The organism is Gorillibacterium sp. sgz306347 (assembly GCF_059735245.1).
Genome location: NZ_JCAPET010000010.1, coordinates 1 through 16,335, shown reverse-complemented (window position 1 = coordinate 16,335; position 16,335 = coordinate 1). Strand labels below are relative to the sequence as shown.

At 59.4% G+C, this 16,335-nt stretch carries 16 protein-coding genes and 1 tRNA gene; 10 read left to right on the top strand and 7 right to left on the bottom strand.

Going from position 1 to position 16,335, the window contains the following annotated elements; translation table 11 throughout:
• Nucleotides 1-106 precede the first annotated feature (106 nt).
• Nucleotides 107-583, top strand: a complete 477-nt coding sequence (locus AC6I6H_RS07510; protein ID WP_497953126.1) for a hypothetical protein — start codon at nt 107-109, stop codon at nt 581-583.
• Nucleotides 584-612: 29 nt separating this feature from the next.
• Nucleotides 613-1,314, top strand: coding sequence for an AIM24 family protein (locus AC6I6H_RS07505; protein WP_497953125.1), 702 nt, complete (start codon nt 613-615; stop codon nt 1,312-1,314).
• Nucleotides 1,315-1,335: 21 nt separating this feature from the next.
• On the opposite strand, the gene metG is transcribed toward AC6I6H_RS07505, so the two are convergent.
• Nucleotides 1,336-2,967, bottom strand: a complete 1,632-nt coding sequence (metG, locus tag AC6I6H_RS07500; RefSeq protein WP_497953225.1) for a methionine--tRNA ligase — start codon at nt 2,965-2,967, stop codon at nt 1,336-1,338.
• 526 nt (nt 2,968-3,493) lie between these two features.
• Between metG and AC6I6H_RS07495 the strand changes: the two genes are divergently transcribed.
• Complete coding sequence (locus AC6I6H_RS07495) at nt 3,494-4,717, top strand: glycosyltransferase family 4 protein (protein WP_497953124.1); 1,224 nt, start codon at nt 3,494-3,496, stop codon at nt 4,715-4,717.
• Between the two features lie 69 nt (nt 4,718-4,786).
• Here AC6I6H_RS07495 and AC6I6H_RS07490 read toward each other — a convergent pair whose 3' ends face one another.
• Complete coding sequence (locus AC6I6H_RS07490) at nt 4,787-5,545, bottom strand: SDR family NAD(P)-dependent oxidoreductase (RefSeq protein WP_497953123.1); 759 nt, start codon at nt 5,543-5,545, stop codon at nt 4,787-4,789.
• 103 nt (nt 5,546-5,648) lie between these two features.
• On the opposite strand from AC6I6H_RS07490, the gene AC6I6H_RS07485 reads away from it, so the two are divergent.
• Together AC6I6H_RS07485 and AC6I6H_RS07480 are read left to right on the top strand one after the other, a co-directional pair.
• The gene (locus AC6I6H_RS07485; RefSeq protein WP_497953122.1) at nt 5,649-5,957 is read left to right on the top strand and encodes a hypothetical protein; all 309 of its coding nucleotides are present in this window, start codon (nt 5,649-5,651) and stop codon (nt 5,955-5,957) included.
• Between the two features lie 55 nt (nt 5,958-6,012).
• Nucleotides 6,013-6,429 carry a hypothetical protein gene (locus AC6I6H_RS07480; protein WP_497953121.1) on the top strand — a complete coding sequence of 139 codons (417 nt, stop codon included), beginning with the start codon at nt 6,013-6,015 and terminating at the stop codon, nt 6,427-6,429.
• Here the strand turns inward: AC6I6H_RS07480 and AC6I6H_RS07475 are convergent.
• Nucleotides 6,352-7,401, bottom strand: a complete 1,050-nt coding sequence (locus tag AC6I6H_RS07475) for a YkvI family membrane protein (protein WP_497953120.1) — start codon at nt 7,399-7,401, stop codon at nt 6,352-6,354. The genes AC6I6H_RS07480 and AC6I6H_RS07475 overlap by 78 nt on opposite strands.
• A 188-nt stretch (nt 7,402-7,589) precedes the next feature.
• Nucleotides 7,590-8,216 (bottom strand): hypothetical protein, encoded by a 627-nt coding sequence (locus tag AC6I6H_RS07470; protein WP_497953119.1) that lies wholly within the window; start codon nt 8,214-8,216, stop codon nt 7,590-7,592.
• Nucleotides 8,217-8,429: 213 nt separating this feature from the next.
• On the opposite strand from AC6I6H_RS07470, the gene AC6I6H_RS07465 reads away from it, so the two are divergent.
• Together AC6I6H_RS07465 and AC6I6H_RS07460 are read left to right on the top strand one after the other, a co-directional pair.
• Nucleotides 8,430-8,999 carry a xanthine phosphoribosyltransferase gene (locus AC6I6H_RS07465; protein ID WP_497953118.1) on the top strand — a complete coding sequence of 190 codons (570 nt, stop codon included), beginning with the start codon at nt 8,430-8,432 and terminating at the stop codon, nt 8,997-8,999.
• Nucleotides 9,000-9,096: 97 nt separating this feature from the next.
• Nucleotides 9,097-9,423 carry a hypothetical protein gene (locus tag AC6I6H_RS07460; RefSeq protein ID WP_497953117.1) on the top strand — a complete coding sequence of 109 codons (327 nt, stop codon included), beginning with the start codon at nt 9,097-9,099 and terminating at the stop codon, nt 9,421-9,423.
• Between the two features lie 99 nt (nt 9,424-9,522).
• On the opposite strand, the gene AC6I6H_RS07455 is transcribed toward AC6I6H_RS07460, so the two are convergent.
• Entirely contained in the window at nt 9,523-11,607 is a 2,085-nt protein-coding gene (locus AC6I6H_RS07455; RefSeq protein ID WP_497953116.1) for an endonuclease MutS2, read from the bottom strand.
• 535 nt (nt 11,608-12,142) lie between these two features.
• Here AC6I6H_RS07455 and AC6I6H_RS07450 point away from each other — a divergent pair.
• The gene (locus AC6I6H_RS07450; RefSeq protein ID WP_497953115.1) at nt 12,143-12,364 is read left to right on the top strand and encodes a hypothetical protein; all 222 of its coding nucleotides are present in this window, start codon (nt 12,143-12,145) and stop codon (nt 12,362-12,364) included.
• A gap of 16 nt (nt 12,365-12,380) precedes the next feature.
• Here AC6I6H_RS07450 and AC6I6H_RS07445 read toward each other — a convergent pair whose 3' ends face one another.
• Nucleotides 12,381-12,779 carry a YhjD family protein gene (locus AC6I6H_RS07445; protein WP_497953114.1) on the bottom strand — a complete coding sequence of 133 codons (399 nt, stop codon included), beginning with the start codon at nt 12,777-12,779 and terminating at the stop codon, nt 12,381-12,383.
• A gap of 165 nt (nt 12,780-12,944) precedes the next feature.
• Here AC6I6H_RS07445 and AC6I6H_RS07440 point away from each other — a divergent pair.
• Both AC6I6H_RS07440 and argS read left to right on the top strand, forming a co-directional pair.
• Nucleotides 12,945-13,031, top strand: a tRNA-Leu gene (locus AC6I6H_RS07440).
• A gap of 77 nt (nt 13,032-13,108) precedes the next feature.
• Nucleotides 13,109-14,824, top strand: a complete 1,716-nt coding sequence (argS, locus tag AC6I6H_RS07435; RefSeq protein ID WP_497953113.1) for an arginine--tRNA ligase — start codon at nt 13,109-13,111, stop codon at nt 14,822-14,824.
• A gap of 457 nt (nt 14,825-15,281) precedes the next feature.
• Here the strand turns inward: argS and AC6I6H_RS07430 are convergent, their stop codons facing one another.
• Nucleotides 15,282-15,977: a class I SAM-dependent methyltransferase gene (locus AC6I6H_RS07430; RefSeq protein ID WP_497953112.1), complete on the bottom strand. Its 696-nt coding sequence runs from the start codon at nt 15,975-15,977 to the stop codon at nt 15,282-15,284.
• Between the last annotated feature and the right edge of the window lie 358 nt (nt 15,978-16,335).

Sequence of the window (16,335 nt, the reverse complement as noted above, 5' to 3'; positions counted from 1 at the left end):
AAAATGCTGCCATTTGAGAAACGAAACGGGTAATGATACGTATACATGAGAGGCGATTCCCGGGCGGGCGCCTTTTGACGATTTCATAGCGGGGAGGACGCGAACCATGAAACCATCCGGCCGACGTACCCTATTTTTGCTGCTTGCAGGCACCTTATGCTTGACCCTCCCTTTTCCCGGTAAGGCCAGCGCGGATGCGCTCGGCCGCGTCAAGGAATTTTTTCAGCTTCCCGAAAAGGTCAACAACCTGCAAAACAAATACCAGGAAATCCACGAAGAATACGAAAACAGCGTGGAGCAAATCCAATCCCAGGTCGATCAAACCCAACAGAGCCTGCAGGAGGCGCAGGCGGCTTCCGAGCGTCTGCAGCAGGACCAGGCGGCTCTGTTGAGTCAAAATAAAGAGCTGGCCGAGCAGAACCGGCAGTTGGCCCTGACGGTGAGCGAGCTGCAAAACACGGCCGAGCTGAAGGAAAAGGCCAACAAGCGGCTTTGGCGCGCCGTCATTACCGCCACCGCTTTGATCGGCGCCGCCTTCCTGGCGGGCCGGTTCACCCGGCTGGCCCTGCGGCGCCGCCATTAAGGTTGCAAGCGAGTAAAGGAGGGGGCGGCATGATCGTCCAGCAAGACAAAGAAAGCGACAGCGGAGCGAACGGAGCCCGGCTGACGCTGGCCGAAGGAGAACGGCTCCACCTGCTCAACTCCAAAACCATCGTCGCTTTCCGCGGGGCCTCCCGGCTCCGCGAGGACCGGATCATGAACCTGAAGGGCATGTACCGGAAGCGGAAGCTGATCCGCTCCGATCTGTCCGGCCCTTCCGAAACGGTGATCGCGCTTCCCGCCGGTCATTACCTTTTGCCGATCGAGCTGACAGGGGAAAGCGACCTGCTTTTCGATATCCGCAGCGTGCTCTTTTACGGCTCCGGGATTTCGATGAAGAGCGTCATCCTCAAAATCAAAAACATGCTGGTGACGCGGGAAATCATGAAGATGAAGTTTACCGGCGTCGGCCAGCTCGGCATTCTTTCCCGCGGGCCGCTGTACGAGATGAAGCTGGACCCGGAGATTCCCGTTTATGTGGATTCCCGCTGTCTGGTGGCTTATCCGGAAAGCGCGAAGGTGGACATGTGCGTCTACGGCAATCACCTGGCGAGCCAGCATATGAATTACCAATGGGAAATCCGCGGGCGCGGAACGGTTCTGATGCAGACCGGCACCACCGACCGCGAGCTGGAAGCGGAGCTGTCCAACGAAAGCCTGATCCGCCGGGTTCTGCGGGAGGTCATTCCCTTCGGCGGCGTGTTTATCAAATAATGCCCGGCTCCGCCGTCCCGGTTATTCGATGCTGTTCGCGGCCAGCCGGGCCGTTTCCTCTTCGGCGGCGGCAGGATCGATGCGGCCGAACAAGACGCCCGGCTCCCGGAGCGCGGTTCCGGCCGGGATGCTGCTGTAAGCCCATTCCGGCCCGGTCATGCCCAGGAAGCCTTGAACGGCTTCGCAGGAAAAGGGAAGGAAGGGGGAAAGCAGAACCGACAGGTTGGCGATCATCTGCACGCAGGTAAACAAAGTATCCGCGGCCCGCCGGGGATTGTCCCGGAAGTCGCTCCAGGGCTTTCGTTCGTCGAAATACTTGTTGCACGACCGTACGTAGGCGAACACTTCCTCCAGCGCAAGCTTCAGCTCCGCCGCTTCGATTTTTTCCCCGATCCTTCCGTATAATCCCGCCAGTTTTTCCCGCTGCTCTTCATCCATTACGCCTTCGGGTACCCGGCCTTCATACGATTTCATGAGAAAAGCGAGATTGCGGTTGACGAAATTGCCGAACGCGCCAAGCAGTTCGCCGTTGTGGCTGTTGATAAACTCGCGCCAGCTGAAATCCCCGTCATGCTTTTCGGGCGCGTTCGCCGTAAGGAAGTACCGGATCGAATCGGGCTGGTAGCGTTCCAGGAGCTCCTGCGCCCAGACGGCCCAGTTGCGGCTGGTCGATATTTTTTTGCCCTCCAGCGTCAAGTATTCGCCGGATACGATCCGGTCGGGCAAGCGGAGATTTCCTGCGCCCAGCAGCAGAGCGGGCAGAATGACTGTATGGAACGGAATGTTGTCTTTGCCGTGTACGTAATACGAGACGGCCCCTTCGCTCCAGAAGGGACGCCAGTCCTTGCCGGTCTGCTCCGCCCAGGTTCGGCTGGCCGAATAGTACCCGCTGACGGCCTCGATCCAGACGTAGATTTTCTTCCCCTCGAAGCCTTCCACGGGAACATCGACGCCCCAGGGCAGGTCGCGTGTGGCGGCACGGTCGTGCAGGCCTTCCCGCAAATAGCGCTGCGTCAGCTGGACGGCATTTTCCCGCCATCCGCTTGCGGATGCGGCGTATGCCTCCAGTTCCTTTTGCAGCTTGGAGAGGATCAGGTAATAATGGTCGGCCGGCCGGAAAACGGGCTCGGTTCCGCACAGCTTGCAGGTGCGTTCCAGCAGGTCCGAGGGGTCCAGCACGGCGGAGCAGGCCTCGCACTGATCGCCGCGCGAAGGCTGGCCGCACCGGGGGCAAAGGCCTTCCACGTAACGGTCGGGCAAAAATTTGGCGCAGGAGGGGCAATAGGTTTGGTCCACCGTCCGTTTTTGCAATAGACCTTTTTCCAGAAGATCCAGAAACAGCTCGCGCACGACCCGGTGATGGCTCTCCTCGTCGGTTCGCGTGTAAAGGTCGTAGGTGAAGCCGAGCCGGCGGAAAACCTCCGCGAACTCGCGGTGGTAGCGGTCCGCAACCTCCTGGGGCGCAATTCCTTCGCGTTCGGCGCGGATGGCGATGGGCGTGCCGTGGCAGTCGCTTCCCGATACATACAGCACGTCTTCTCCCTTGAGGCGGTAATACCGGGCAAGAATATCGCCCGGAAGCAGGCTTGCGATGTGGCCCAGATGCAGCGGGCCGTTGGCGTACGGCCAGGCTCCTCCGATCAGAATCGGCATGTTCATCATTCCTTTGATTTGGTTTGGGTAACGCAAAAAACCCCCGCCGCTTCACAGCCGAAAATCCGGCATGAAGGGACGAGGGAACATTCACCCGCGTGGTACCACCCTGGTTCACCGGCCCCTTGCGGAGCCGACCTTATCGGGTACGCCGCAAGAAAATGCGGTTATACCCTAGCGCGGTAACGGGCGCAAGCTTCCGGCGCAGCCTACTTCTCCGGGGAGGTTCGATGCGCGGCTCGGAGACCATGTTCCTTTGGCGTTTCTTTGCCCCTTTTCAGCGGACGGGGCTCTCTGGCAAAAGAAACGGACAAAGTACTCTTTCTCTTCGCAGCCTTTGTTCCAATCGATTGGATAGAACTATAGCACAGCCCTGCGGAAACACGCAAGCGGGCATCCGAAAAAAACTTCTCTTTCCACATTCGCCGCAGGGAAGGTACAATAGAGGCATACGACAGGCGTCCGTTCCGGTTAGCCCGCAGCATCAGGCGCGCCGGGACGGGCGGACGACCGAAAGGGGAACCACATGAACATCCTGCAAGCATTGTTTTTTCCGCCGGAGCAGCCCGGCGGGGTTTCTTCCATGGTGCCGTACATTCAAGAGCGGTTTGCGGCCAAAAAAGGATGGCAAATGGAGCTTTTCTCCCTCCCCAAGCGGATTCGCGGCAAAGGAACGGAAACGGTCGTCTTTTCCACCTTCGATTGGACGGCTTACGAGGGCCATCCGATCGTGGACAAATACATGCAGACATACCGGGATTATCTGTGGTGGACCCGCATGCGGGTGAAGGAATCGTATGATTTGATCCATGCCCATCATCCGATAGCCGCGCTGGCCATGCGGGAGGCGTTCCCCGATACGCCGGTGATCGTCACCATTCACTCCAGCTATGAAAGGGAGCTGCTGCTGAACGGCAAAATCCGCGAAGGCGGACCGGAGCAGGCGTTTCTCACCTCGCTGTACCGGGAGCTGGAAGACAAGGTCAATCAGATTTTGACCGTTTCCTCGGCATTCAAGCAGTATCTCTCGGATTTTGTGCAGGAGCCGGAGCGGATCGGCATTATCCCGAACGGGTTTGACGAGAAGCGGTTCCGCCCGGTTCCCCACGACAACGCGGTGCCGCAGCTGATCACCGTTTGCCGGCTGGTGCCCGCCAAGGGGCTTGATGTTCTGCTTCGCGCTTGCGCGCTGCTGAAGCAAAGGAACAAGCCGTTTGTGCTCCACATGATCGGCGACGGCCCGAGCCGCCCGGAGCTGGAGCAGATGGCCGCCGATTTGAACCTGTACGAGGACACGATCTTTTACGGGTACATGCTCCATCCCGAAGAATTTATGCCGTTCTTCGATATTTTCGTTCTGCCGTCCCGCGCGGAGGCGTTCGGCAACGTTTTTGCGGAAGCTTCGCTTTGTCTTCTGGCCGTGGTCGGGACCAACGTAGGCGGCATCCCGGAGCAAATCGAGAACGGCCGAAACGGGCTGCTGGTTCCGGTGGACGATGCGGAGGCGCTGGCCGACGCCCTGGAGAAGCTGTTTATGGACCCGACCTACCGCTACAACCTGGCCCGTGCCGGCTGGGAAAAGGCGAAGAAGTCTTACTCGCTGAACCGGGTCATCCGCCAGTTCGCCAAAATCTATGAATCATACCGGAAGGAAGAAGCGCCTTTGCCCGGGGCAGAGGCGGGAGAAGAGCCGGTGGCGCAGCCGGCGGTCGAACGGCCGCCGGGCTCGGGAAACGCTCCGTCTACCTGAACGGACAGCCCGAAGCGGCGGGGAGACGGCAGCGAAGCAGGACGCGCTCCCGGCCGGTCGGAATCGGACTTACACGTAAATCATCTTGACGGTCATGCCGCCGTCGACCACAAAATTTTGGCCGGTGATAAAACCCGACTGCGGAGAGGCCAGGAACAGGCAGATTTCCGCAATATCGTAAGGCACGCCGACCCGGCCGACCGGATGCTGCGTCTTGTCCTGCTCGCTGTGGACCGGTTCTTCCGCCCGGGAGGACAGCTGCCAGTCGGCGGTTTCAATCCAGCCGGGGCTGACGGCGTTGACCCGAATGCCGGACGGGCCGAGGCTGACCGCCATCGCATGCGTGAGTGAAAGGATGCCGCCCTTGGAGGCCGAATAGGCTTCGGTGTCCGGCTCGGACATGAGGGCCCGGGTGGACGACATATTGATGATGCTCCCGCCGCCGGTTTCTTTCATCACCTTGGCCGCTTCCCGGGCGCACAGGAAGGTGCCGCGCAGATTGACTCCGATGACCCGGTCGAAATCGTCCGCCGACAATTCGAGGAACGGCGTGGAGCGGGAGATGCCGGCATTGTTCACCAGCACGTCGATGCGGCCGAATTCCTCCCGCGTGAGCGAAATCCAGCGGCGAACGGCGTCCTCCTCCGCTACGTCGACGCGGAGAAAAAGAGCGCTGCCGCCCAGATCGCGGATATGCCGGATCACCTCCAGGCCCGCTTCCTTGTCGGTGTCGCAGAGGGAAACGGCATAGCCGTCCTGCGCAAATTTGATGGCGAGGGCTCGTCCGATTCCCTGTCCGCCTCCCGTGATTAAGGCCGTTTTCCTCATGCTTCCCATCTCCCTTGTTCGATAACTTGTATGAGCCGATTATACATGCAGAAATGCTTGCAATCAAAATTGTGGCAGCGCCACGCGAAGGACGGGATCATTCATGGCAAAACCGCCCGCAAAACCGCCGGTGACGCGGGAAATCACTTACCGGATCGGCCGCCGGACCGGCCGGATTCAGGCGCCGGGCACCGCCGTCGGGCTAAAATCCGCCGGCCCGGCGCAGCCGGACGGCGCCGGCGCCGGAGAGGCCGCCGCAGCCGTCAGCGGGGCGGTGCGCTTGTTTCGCCGGACGATATGGCGGGAAACGCCGCTTCCCGGGCCGGTTGCGCTCCGGCTTCTGCTGCTGGCGCTGCCCGTCTGTACCTTTGCCTTGACCGTATGGTATGTATTTCTTCTGACCCGTCTTTAGGGAGGGAATGCTTGCTGTCCGGCAGGTGTAATCCACTGCAAGGAGGCTGTCTGCAATGACCAAAGGACTGCTTATCATCGGGGTCGCCGCCGGGCTCTGCCTGACTGCGATCGCCGTCTTTACGGCTTGGTATTTTGCCGCCTGGAAACGGAGAGGGAACGACGCCTCGGAGGGTGCGGACCGGCGCGGGGAAGCCCGCCGGCTGCTTGGCCGCTGGAACGCCCTGGATTACCTGCTGCTGTTTCCCGCCGCGTTTGCCGTCTTGTTCCTCGCGGTGAATTTGACCGCCGTCTGGCGGGACCGGGAGGTCTTCCCTCCGTATTACCCCGCTTATCTTTTGTCGGCGCTTGTTTTTGTGCTGCTCGGCTTTGCATTCCTGTATACCCGCCTCGTGCTAACGATCCGGCTGTTTCGGGAGCGGGCCGTTCCGCAGGAGCAGACCGGCCCAGCCGACGCTGACCGCGCCGAATAGCGGGTACAGAACAGACAGCAGGGAGGAAAAGCCGGCCTGGGACACCAGCAGGCACACTCCCAGAAGCGCCGGAATCACGAGACCGGCGGAACGGTTCACTTTGGTTCGGATTTGGGCAGCTCCGCCAAACACGTCGGCGATAAAAGTGGTAAAGATTTCACCGAAGATGACCAGGCTGTAAAGCAGTCCGAACACCTTGGGGAAGGCTCCGAGCATCCCGGCCATCGGTATTTCCGCCCGGGCCGCTTCCGGCATGCGGGCGGCGAGGGCAATGTGGGCGGCCAGCAGCATAAGGCCGATCAGGGCGCCGCCGAGGATGCCGCCCCGGACCAGGACCTTGCGGTCGGCGAACGCGGCGCCCATCGGAACGAGAACCGCCTGGGCGGTAGCCAGATTGAACGCCGCGTATAGAAACGGCGAAAGCAGGATACGGAGCGGGGAACGCTCGGTCGGAAGGGAAACCCAATTAAGAACGGCCGGATGGTCCAAGCTCGCGTAGAACACCAGGCCGATGAACAGAATCATCATCGGAACCACCACTGCGTTGACCGCGAGCAGCCCGTTCATGCCTTTTCGGAGCACGGCGTAGCCAAGGGCGACAGTGAGCAGCACGCCGGTCTGGTAGTGGAGCCCGAACTGCTCGGTGAACAGCGATCCGGCCCCCGCCGTCATCACGGATGCGGTGCCGATCAGCACGACGGCCTGAAACCAGCTGAACGCGGTGCCGAGCTTCGGTCCGAGAAGATGCCGGTTCAGCGCCTCGGCGGTATCCGCTTTTGTTGCGTGAGCCAGCAGCATGATCCGGATTCCCAGCCAGGCAAAAAGAAAAGAAGCCGCCAGAATGCCGGGCACGGCCCAGCGGCCGGAGAGCGTAAAAAATTGCAGGATTTCCTGGCCCGAAGCAAAGCCCGCTCCGACGATGGTGCCGGTATAGGCGAAGGCCACCTGCAGCGATTGGCCGCGTTTTCCCATCAAACCCCTCCTCCTTTCCGCATAGCCGCTATTAACAAGCTATGTCCGGAAGGGACGGGTCATGCCGGGTTGTCCGGGGCAACCCGGTAAACCAGGATAACCTACAAAAGCCCCTTCGGGCAGCCGGAATGTTCCGGCTGCGGCGAAAGGGCTTTTCCATTGGTTGTGAAGGTGCGGCCAATGCCGTCTCAGGAGGCGTCCAGGCCAAAAAGCTTGATCGATTGTATCGTGTCGGACAACGGGTCCACATCGAGCTTGAGGACGCTGTCCTCCGTCTGGTACGTCATGACATAACCGGTGTTGCCGTCGGGCTCCCCGAGCGCCTTCACGGCCTCGGAGGGAGACTGGCCGAGCCGCAGGCCGCGCAGGCCGGGATCCGCCTCCACCCCCGCGATTTCGACAAAACGGACGCGGTTGTTCTTATCGAAGCCGACAAAGAACTGGGAATAGTCGTAGACGGTCAGCGGGTCGCTTGGCTCGTTCATCGTATAGCGGCGGTACGGCTCTCCATACCGGCCGGTGACGTCTTCCAGCCCATCCGCAATTCCCAGCGACATCAGCACGGGCTTGTCCGCGGAATATTCGATCGAAGGCGCGCTGTCCGCTTCGGGGGTCGGAACGGGTTTGCTGAACGGAGCTTCGTTGCTGTCGGGTTTGGAATGCAGGGCCTCCGCGGACTGGTTTCCGCCGGACGGAGCCGGTTCTTGCTTCGGAGCCGCGCCGGGGGAGACGAGGTAGCCGGCGGCAAAGCCGATGACGACGGCCAGACCCACGGCAAGTATGCCGGGCATCCAGCGGCTTATGGTGCGTTTCATCCGGCACATCCTTTCCGTTGTCTGTTCCAGAGCGAACGAAAAATCATCTTCTTTATATAGACGGTCCGAAAGACGAAAAAGTTCCGTTTTTGCCGAAAAAACCGTACCGGTTCTGTCCATTTCCGAGAAAATGCGAATTCTTTACCTGTTTGGCGAAAGTTTGCTATGATAGACAAAAGATGCGGACAGAAACGGGAGGGCGGACGGAAGCCTATGGAAAAACTGAAAGAACGAATTCGCCGGGAAGGCACGGTGCAGCAAGGCGGGGTGCTCAAGCTTGATGCGGTGCTCAATCATATGGTGGATCCGGAATTGATCATGGAGATGGGAAAAGAATTCGGAGAGCGGTACCGGGAGCTGAACGTGACGAAGGTGGTGACGATCGAGTCGTCCGGCATTCCGATTGCTTTTGCGACCGCCGCGTATTTGAAGGTTCCTATGGTGTTTGCGCGCCGCAAGAAGACGCTCACCACGGACGAGGATATTTATTGCGAACGGGTTCCTTCCTTTACGAAGGGCATTGTGACGGACATCATGATCCCCCGTTCGCTGCTTAAAGCGGAAGACCGGGTATTGATCATCGACGACATTATCGCCAACGGCGACGCGGCCCGGGGCATTGTCCGCATTATCGGGCAGGCGGGTGCGGAAATCGCCGGCTTTGGAGTTGCCGTCGAGAAGGCGTTCCAGCAGGGGGCCGCTTCCATCCGGGAGCTGGGCATCCGGCTCGATGCCCTGGTGACGATCCTCAGCCTGGAGCAGGGCGAAATAAGAATGAAATAACCAGTTTTTCTGAAAATCGGATGAAAAACGCGTCTTTTCCCAAAGGCCATTATCCGATATAATAGAAAGAACGGTACAGAGAGAGGAGGAAAGACATATGGGGGATAAAATCATCTCGGAAGAGTACATGATCTCCAAACTGCAGGATGCCAAGGTGCATTTCGAGCGGGCCCTGGATTGCAAACACACGGACTTCGACGATCTGTATCCATACATGATCGAACATCCCCAGTTTTTCTGGTACAAACGGTATGTCGCCTGGTCTGAACTGCTGACCATCGTCAAATTGTGCAAGGAACTGGATATCGTCTGGCAGGAGCAGTTTTCCGCAAAGCAGGTCGAGTACATCGACAGCCAGGTTATGTCCGGTACGGTGCTGGATTGCTGGTATGAGACCAATGACAGCAAGGAACATGTCGGATAACGCCACGTCTCTTATAGATAAAACCCGGCCGCTTGGCGGCCGGGTTTTTTGCTGTTTGTTCATTGCCATGCCGTAAGCCGCCGGCCGACGGTTCTACCGCTACCGCAGCTCGTCTTCCGGAGTTTCAATGGTTACTCCTTCCGCGTGCTTACGGCTCAGAAGCTTTCGTTTTTTCCGGTTTTCCTTGGATTCAAACACGATATCCATGTCGTAGTCGGCGGGATAAAGATGCTTCCGGTCGATATAGGGCTTCAGCCGTTTGCGGTTGACCCGGACTTTCTCTTTCTGGATCAACAGAATCAGGTTGCCCCGCTCGTCTTCTTCCCGGTACACCACCCCCGGTTTTTTGAGATACGGTACGAAGACCAGGTCGCCGGTTTTGAAGCGCTGTCCGGCAGGCGGGCCGCCTTCCGGGCTTTCCGCCTCCCCGTTCCCGGGTTGGCCCCCGGAGTTCGGCTGTCCGTCGCCGCCGGCGGAGGAATTGCCTCCCGGCTTGGGATGCTCGCGCTTCGCGCGTTGGCGGGAAGGCGAAGCGGGCTGGCCTCCGTTTCCTTCCGGTGCAGCGAGGCCGGCGGAAGCCGCATGCTCAATCGGCTTGCCGGTTTCCGGATGCCCGCCTTCTTCGGAGGGCTCCTCCTCCATCCGCTCAAACGGAGAGGCCGCTCCGCTTGTGACTTCCCGGGCCCGGTCTACAATGCGCGGGTCGATGCCGAGCCGGAGCGCGATCAGGAACGCGTAGCTGCTGCCCGCTTCGCCGACCGTGAGCCGGTATAGCGGCTGGAGCGTTTCCGGGTCGAACTCCATCCGGGCGTTTTCGAAACCGGGTGTGCGGTCGGCAAACCGCTTGATCTCGTTGTAATGGGTCGTCGCGATGACGGAAGCCCCCTTCCGGTAGAGCTCCTCCAGTACGGCGATGGACAGGCCGATGCCTTCTCCTGGATCGGTGCCGCTGGCCAGCTCGTCAAGCAGGACCAGGGTGCGCGAATCGGCTTTTTGCAGCATGCGGATTACCGTCCGGATGTGGGAAGAGAACGTGCTGAGCGACTGATCCATGCTCTGGTTGTCGCCAATGTCGACCTCGATGTTCGTGTAAACCGGGACGGTGCTTTTCTCGGCAGCCGGGATGGGAATCCCAGAAAGCGCCATAAGGATCAGGAGGCCGACCGTTTTGAGCGCGACTGTTTTGCCCCCGGTATTCGGGCCGGTAATGACAAGCGCTCGGTAACGGTTGCCGAATTCCAGCTGGAGCGGGACCTTTGCGCCCTGCAGCAGCGGGTGCGTCGCGTTGACGAGACGGACCTGCGCTTCTTCATTGATGCCGACGGCGCGGCCGCCGACGCTTGCGGCGTATTTGCCCTTGGCGAAAATAAAGTCGTAGTTGCCGATCGTCTCCACGTTCAGCTTCAGCTCGGCTTGATGCTCCTCGGCCAAGCCAGTCAGCTCGGTGAGAATTTTTTGCTCCTCGACTGCCTCTTCCGCCTGAAGAACGGAAAGCTCCTCCTGCAGCGGAATCAGCTCCGACGGCTCCACGTAAACGGTCTGGCCGCTCGCGGATTCATCCAGCACGGAGCCGGCGATCCGTTTGCGGAATTCCTTTTTGACCGGAAGGACGTAATGCCCGCCGCGTTTCATCACAAGCGCTTCCTGCAAAATATCGCGGTGCTTGCCGAGCAGGCCGTCCAGCCGCTTCTTGATCCGCTCGTCCGCGATCCGGATTTTTTTGCGAATTTTGCCAAGCTCCGGACTGGCGGAATCCAGAATCGTGCCTCGGTCAATGCACCAGTCAATCGCTTCTCCCAGGGCGCGCAGGTCATGCATGGAGTAAGCGTAGACGGACAAGGAGGGAGCGAGCTCGGTTTTCCGGGTAATAAAATCGGTCCATTGGGTGCAGCTCCGGATAAAAAGGGCGATCGCACCCAGGTCGGCTGCCGTAAGCAAGTACCCCTTGCCCAGCAGGGCGAGGGGGCTTTCCATCCCGGTCAGCGTGGGAAGCGGAAGGCCGGAGCTGGTCTCCCATACTTTGCGGGCTTCATCTGCTTCCTGCAGGCGGGCCCGGATGGCGGGCGCGTAATCGGCAGGCTGAAGGTCTTCGGCCTGCCGGCGGCCGGCGAACGTAACGGCAAATTCCGCGATGGACGCCTTGATGCGGTCATAGCCAAGGGTGGTAAACGTTTCGGGATTCATGGGGTACCTCCTGGTTTGGTCAAAATAAAAAGGGCAAAGAGCGAACGTAAGCTACGTCACTCTTTGCCCTTAAATCGGGAGTGCTTCCGGCCGGAGAGAAGGCGGACGGTCCGTCCTCGGAGACGGACCGGGCGAGCCTTCGTGTGCGTCCTGCCGCGGCCCCCGTCTTTTGTCGAAGATCGGAAGGCGAGCGGAGAACGCAAAAAAACCGTGCGGCAGCACGGCTTCATCTCCTCGGAAGGTTCCCGGGCGGGGTGATTTCAGCTGTTCTTAACCGTGTTGGCTGACCCGAATCAGACGCACCAAACCAAGCCGCCTGTAGGCGCGGCTTCGATCAAGAGCATGCGAGGGTCAATCCGTTATGAAATTCACAGGTTAAGAACATACACCGACATCAAAATTTCCCCTTTGGGTTTGATGGTTTCATCATACGAAAAGCAAAAGATGAAAGTCAAGGGACAAAACGATTATAATGAAGGGACAGTTCGCCGCAGGAAAGGCGGCAGCAAAAGAGGGAGGGACGGGAAAGCGCATGATGAGCGAAGAAAAGTTGGACCGGTTCCGGCTGGACGGCACGAAGGTTCGTGTCATCCGGGACGCGGATCCGGCCAACGATGTGAAAGGCTATGTGATGGCTTGGGACGACAGCCATGTAGTCATCAAAAAGCTGAACCGCAAAATTCTGAAGCTGGGGCGGGAATATCGCATCCAGCCTTGGGACCTGCCAAGGGATGCGGAGGAATCCAATTCAAATTAACCGGCAGCCGTGCCGCTTATTCGCTGGGCTCCGCTTTCGTGTCGACATACCGGCCGGCCAGGAGGCTGATCTCGGTGGAAACCTCGCTGCGGGCCATGGAAAACACCTCGTGGTACCCGCGGCAGACGTACTTGCAGGTGACGCCTTCGGCGTTCTTGTCTTCGGAATAGATGCGGATGCCGGCCAGGCCTAGGCGCTGGCGGATGCGTCCGAAGTCTTCGCGCACGGCGTCCATCGTCCGCTGGATGACGACGACCGGAGGCAGACTGATCCGCAAGGAAGATTGGCGGATCGTGTCCAGATCCCGCTGCAGCATGGCAAGCAGGATGGGCAGCAGCATATATTGCTTCACGAGCACGCGCTCGGAATTGGCGGTAACGGGGGGACGGGTCAGGTCGATCGCGTTCATTGCCATGGATGCGAACCTCCGTTCGTATGTTTGTTTCCATTGTATTACAGATGAAAGCAGAACGCAAGCGATTTGCAAAAAAGAGTTTGACATCGGTTTGGCGGGCGTGTTATATTACTTTTTGTCCGCAAGAGATGTCATCGGGTAACAGCGGGGCAGCAAGCGGTGCATGCGGTCGTGGCGGAATTGGCAGACGCGCTAGATTCAGGTTCTAGTGGTGTAACAGCCGTGGAGGTTCAAGTCCTCTCGACCGCACCAACTACATAACATCGAGGGCACCCCATACGGGGTGTTTTCTTGTTTATTGACCGTTTTGAGAAAAGGAGAATGGATGTATGAACCGCTATAAGACATTGATCGGAGAGCTCATCGCAAACGCCGTGGAAGGCCTGGATGCCCAAGCGGTCGTCGAGCTGCTGGAATATCCGCCCAATCCGGAGATGGGGGACCTGTCCCTGCCCTGCTTCAAGCTGAGCAAGGCACTGCGCAAATCGCCGCAGGCCATCGCCGACGGACTCAAGGAACAGCTGCGGCATGAAGCCATCGAGAAGGCGGATTCGGTGTCCGGCTACCTGAACATTTACCTGGACAAAAAGCGTTTTGTCTCGGAGCAGGTGGAGGAGATTTTGCGGCTGGGCGCCCGTTACGGCTCCAGCACGCAGGGAGAAGGCAAAAACATCGTCATCGACTACTCTTCTCCGAACATCGCCAAGCCGTTTCATATCGGCCATCTCCGCTCGACGGTTATCGGCAACGCGATCAAACAGATTTTCACCTTTCTCGGCTATAACGTCATCGGCGTCAACCACCTCGGGGACTGGGGCACGCAGTTCGGCAAACTGATCGTCGCCTACCAAAGATGGGGCGATGCCGCGCGGGTGGAGGAGCAGGGGATCGATGAGCTTTTGCGCTTGTACGTGAAATTCCACGACGAAGCGGAGATAGAGCCGGCGATGGAAGAGGAAGCGCGCTCCTGGTTTGTCCGCATCGAGCAGGGGGACGAGGAAGCGATCCGGCTTTGGAAGTGGTTCGTTGAAATCAGCCTGGCCGAGTTCAAGAAAATATACGATCTCCTCGGCGTCAGCTTCGAGTCGTTCGCCGGCGAGAGCTTTTACAACGACAAAATGGCTCCGGTAATCGCCGAGCTGAAGGATAAGAACCTGCTGGAAGAGGACGACGGCGCGATGCTGGTCCGTCTGGACGATTACAACATGTCGCCCGCCCTCATGCTGAAAAAAGACGGCAGCTCCCTGTACCATACGCGCGACGTAGCGGCGGCGCTTTACCGGAAGAAAACCTACGATTTCGTCAAAGCCGTGTATGTGACGGACTATGCGCAGAACCTGCATTTTCAACAGCTGTTCAAAATCGTCGAGCTGATGGGCTACGAGTGGGCGGCGGACATGGTGCACGTCCCGTTTGGCCGCGTAAGCCTTGAGGGCATGAGCCTGTCTACCCGCAAAGGCAACGTCGTCAAGCTGGAGGACCTGCTTCTGCAGGCGATCGACAAAACGCGTGAGATCATCGAAGCAAAGAATCCGAACATGGAGAACAAGGAAGAGGTGGCCCGCCAGGTTGGCGTCGGCGCGATCATTTTCAGCGACCTTTATGCCAACCGGATCAAGGACATCGTGTTCTCCTGGGAAGAAGCGCTGAATTTCGAGGGCGAATCGGGCCCGTACGTCCAGTACACCCATGCCCGTGCCTGCAGCGTGCTGCGCAAAGCCGCGGCGGCCGATGCCGGTACTTCCGCGCCTACGGCCCAGATCGACCCTGCGCTTTTGCAAAACCCGGAGGCCCTCGGCGTACTGGCCGAGCTGGCGCGTTTCGGCGAGCGGATTGAGCAGGCCATGAACAAGCTGGAGCCGTCCATCATCAGCCGTTACCTGGTTGACGTGGCGCAGGCGTTCAACCGCTTTTACCACGAGTGTCCGATTCTGGTCGACGACACGGCGCTCCGTGCCGCGCGTCTTGCGCTCGTGGAATGCGTCCGCATCACGATCGCCAACGGACTGAAGCTGATCGGACTCCAGGCGCCGGAGAAGATCTGACCCGCGCCAAAGTCGGCATAAGGAAAGCCTCGTATGAACGGATTTTGCAAATCCGGTCATGCGGGGCTTTTTGGTTGTTTGCGCGCACATGCCGGTTGAGGGCTGCCGGGCGGGAGTGCTTGCGGCCAAACCGGGGGAGCCTTCCTTGGACGAGGGAGCGTGCGGACCGCCGGGGGAGCCGCCCTTGGACGGGGGAGCGTGCGTCCGCCGGGGAGCCTTCCTTGGACGAGGGAGCGTGCGTCCGCCGGGGGAGCCGTCCTTGGACGAGGGAGAAAGTGCGTCCGCCGGGGGGGCCGCCCTTGGACGGGGGAGAAAGTGCGTCCGCCGGGGGAGCCGCCCTTGGACGGGGGAGCGTGCGTCCGCCGGGGAGCCTTCCTTGGACGAGGGAGCGTGCGTCCGCCGGGGGAGCCGTCCTTGGACGAGGCGTGCGGAGCGCCATCGGAGCGGGCGTTTTGGCTTACCGCTCCTCCGCTTCCGGCTTTACCCAAACCGCTCCCATGCACCAGCCGAACGAGTAAAACTTGCAGCCGGGCAGATGCTCGCCGTACAACCGGCGGAAGCCTTCCTCGGACAAGTAACGATCGGAGGCCAAGTGGTCAAGCCATGGAGTGGAAGTACGGAAGCGGAAGGCTCTTGCCGCGTTGCGGTAGCCGTAGGTTTTGGCATCGGGCAAAAAATCGCGTATCGCGCCCAACACGTACCCCGCCCGAGCGGGTGTTTCCTTCTCGGAGACGTTATCCAGCACCGCGATTGTTCCGCCCGGGCGGGTTAATTCCTTCATCCGGCCCAGGATGGCGGGAAGGTCGTCGGTGAGATGATGGAAGGTCGTCCGGCTGACAATCAGGTCAAACGGGAGAGCAAAATCAAGCTCCCGTGCATCCTTTCGCAAAAAAGCCACGTGAGGCGCCTTGTGGTATTCCATCGCGATCGCCAGCATGGATTCGGATATGTCGATGCCGACCACTTCCCGGTACCGCATGGCCAACTGCCGGGCCAGCCGTCCGGAACCGCATCCGATGTCCAGCGCCCGCTCTTTCCGGCGGGACAAATGGTCCATAAAAAAATCGTAGCGGTCAAACACGGAAGCCATAAAATCATAGTCCAGAGCGATTTTGTCAAAGCTTTCGCCGGGAATCATTTCTTCTTGCCGCATAAGGATCGCCTCTCCGGGAAATTTCGTTTTCTCCCTAAATAACGGTCCAGCACGGCACCAAGTTGCCTGCATTTCAAAATCCATGGTGGACGGCGGGCAGAACTCTGCATTTTGTTCGAAGCGGCGAAGCGGTTACTCTAACGGTTGCCACAGCGGCTATTTGGCCCCAAAAGAGTGTTTGCAAAATCTAACGGGTGCCACAGCGGCTATTTCCCGCTTTTTTGCTTGGTTCGGCCCGGTTTTAACCCAAATAAGCACCGGCTTCGTGGCAACCGTTAGCCACCCATGCCCTGGCGGGTACCACAGAAAATGAAAATAAAGTTGCGTTATTTCAGGTGGATTTTTTGGCTATGCCGTG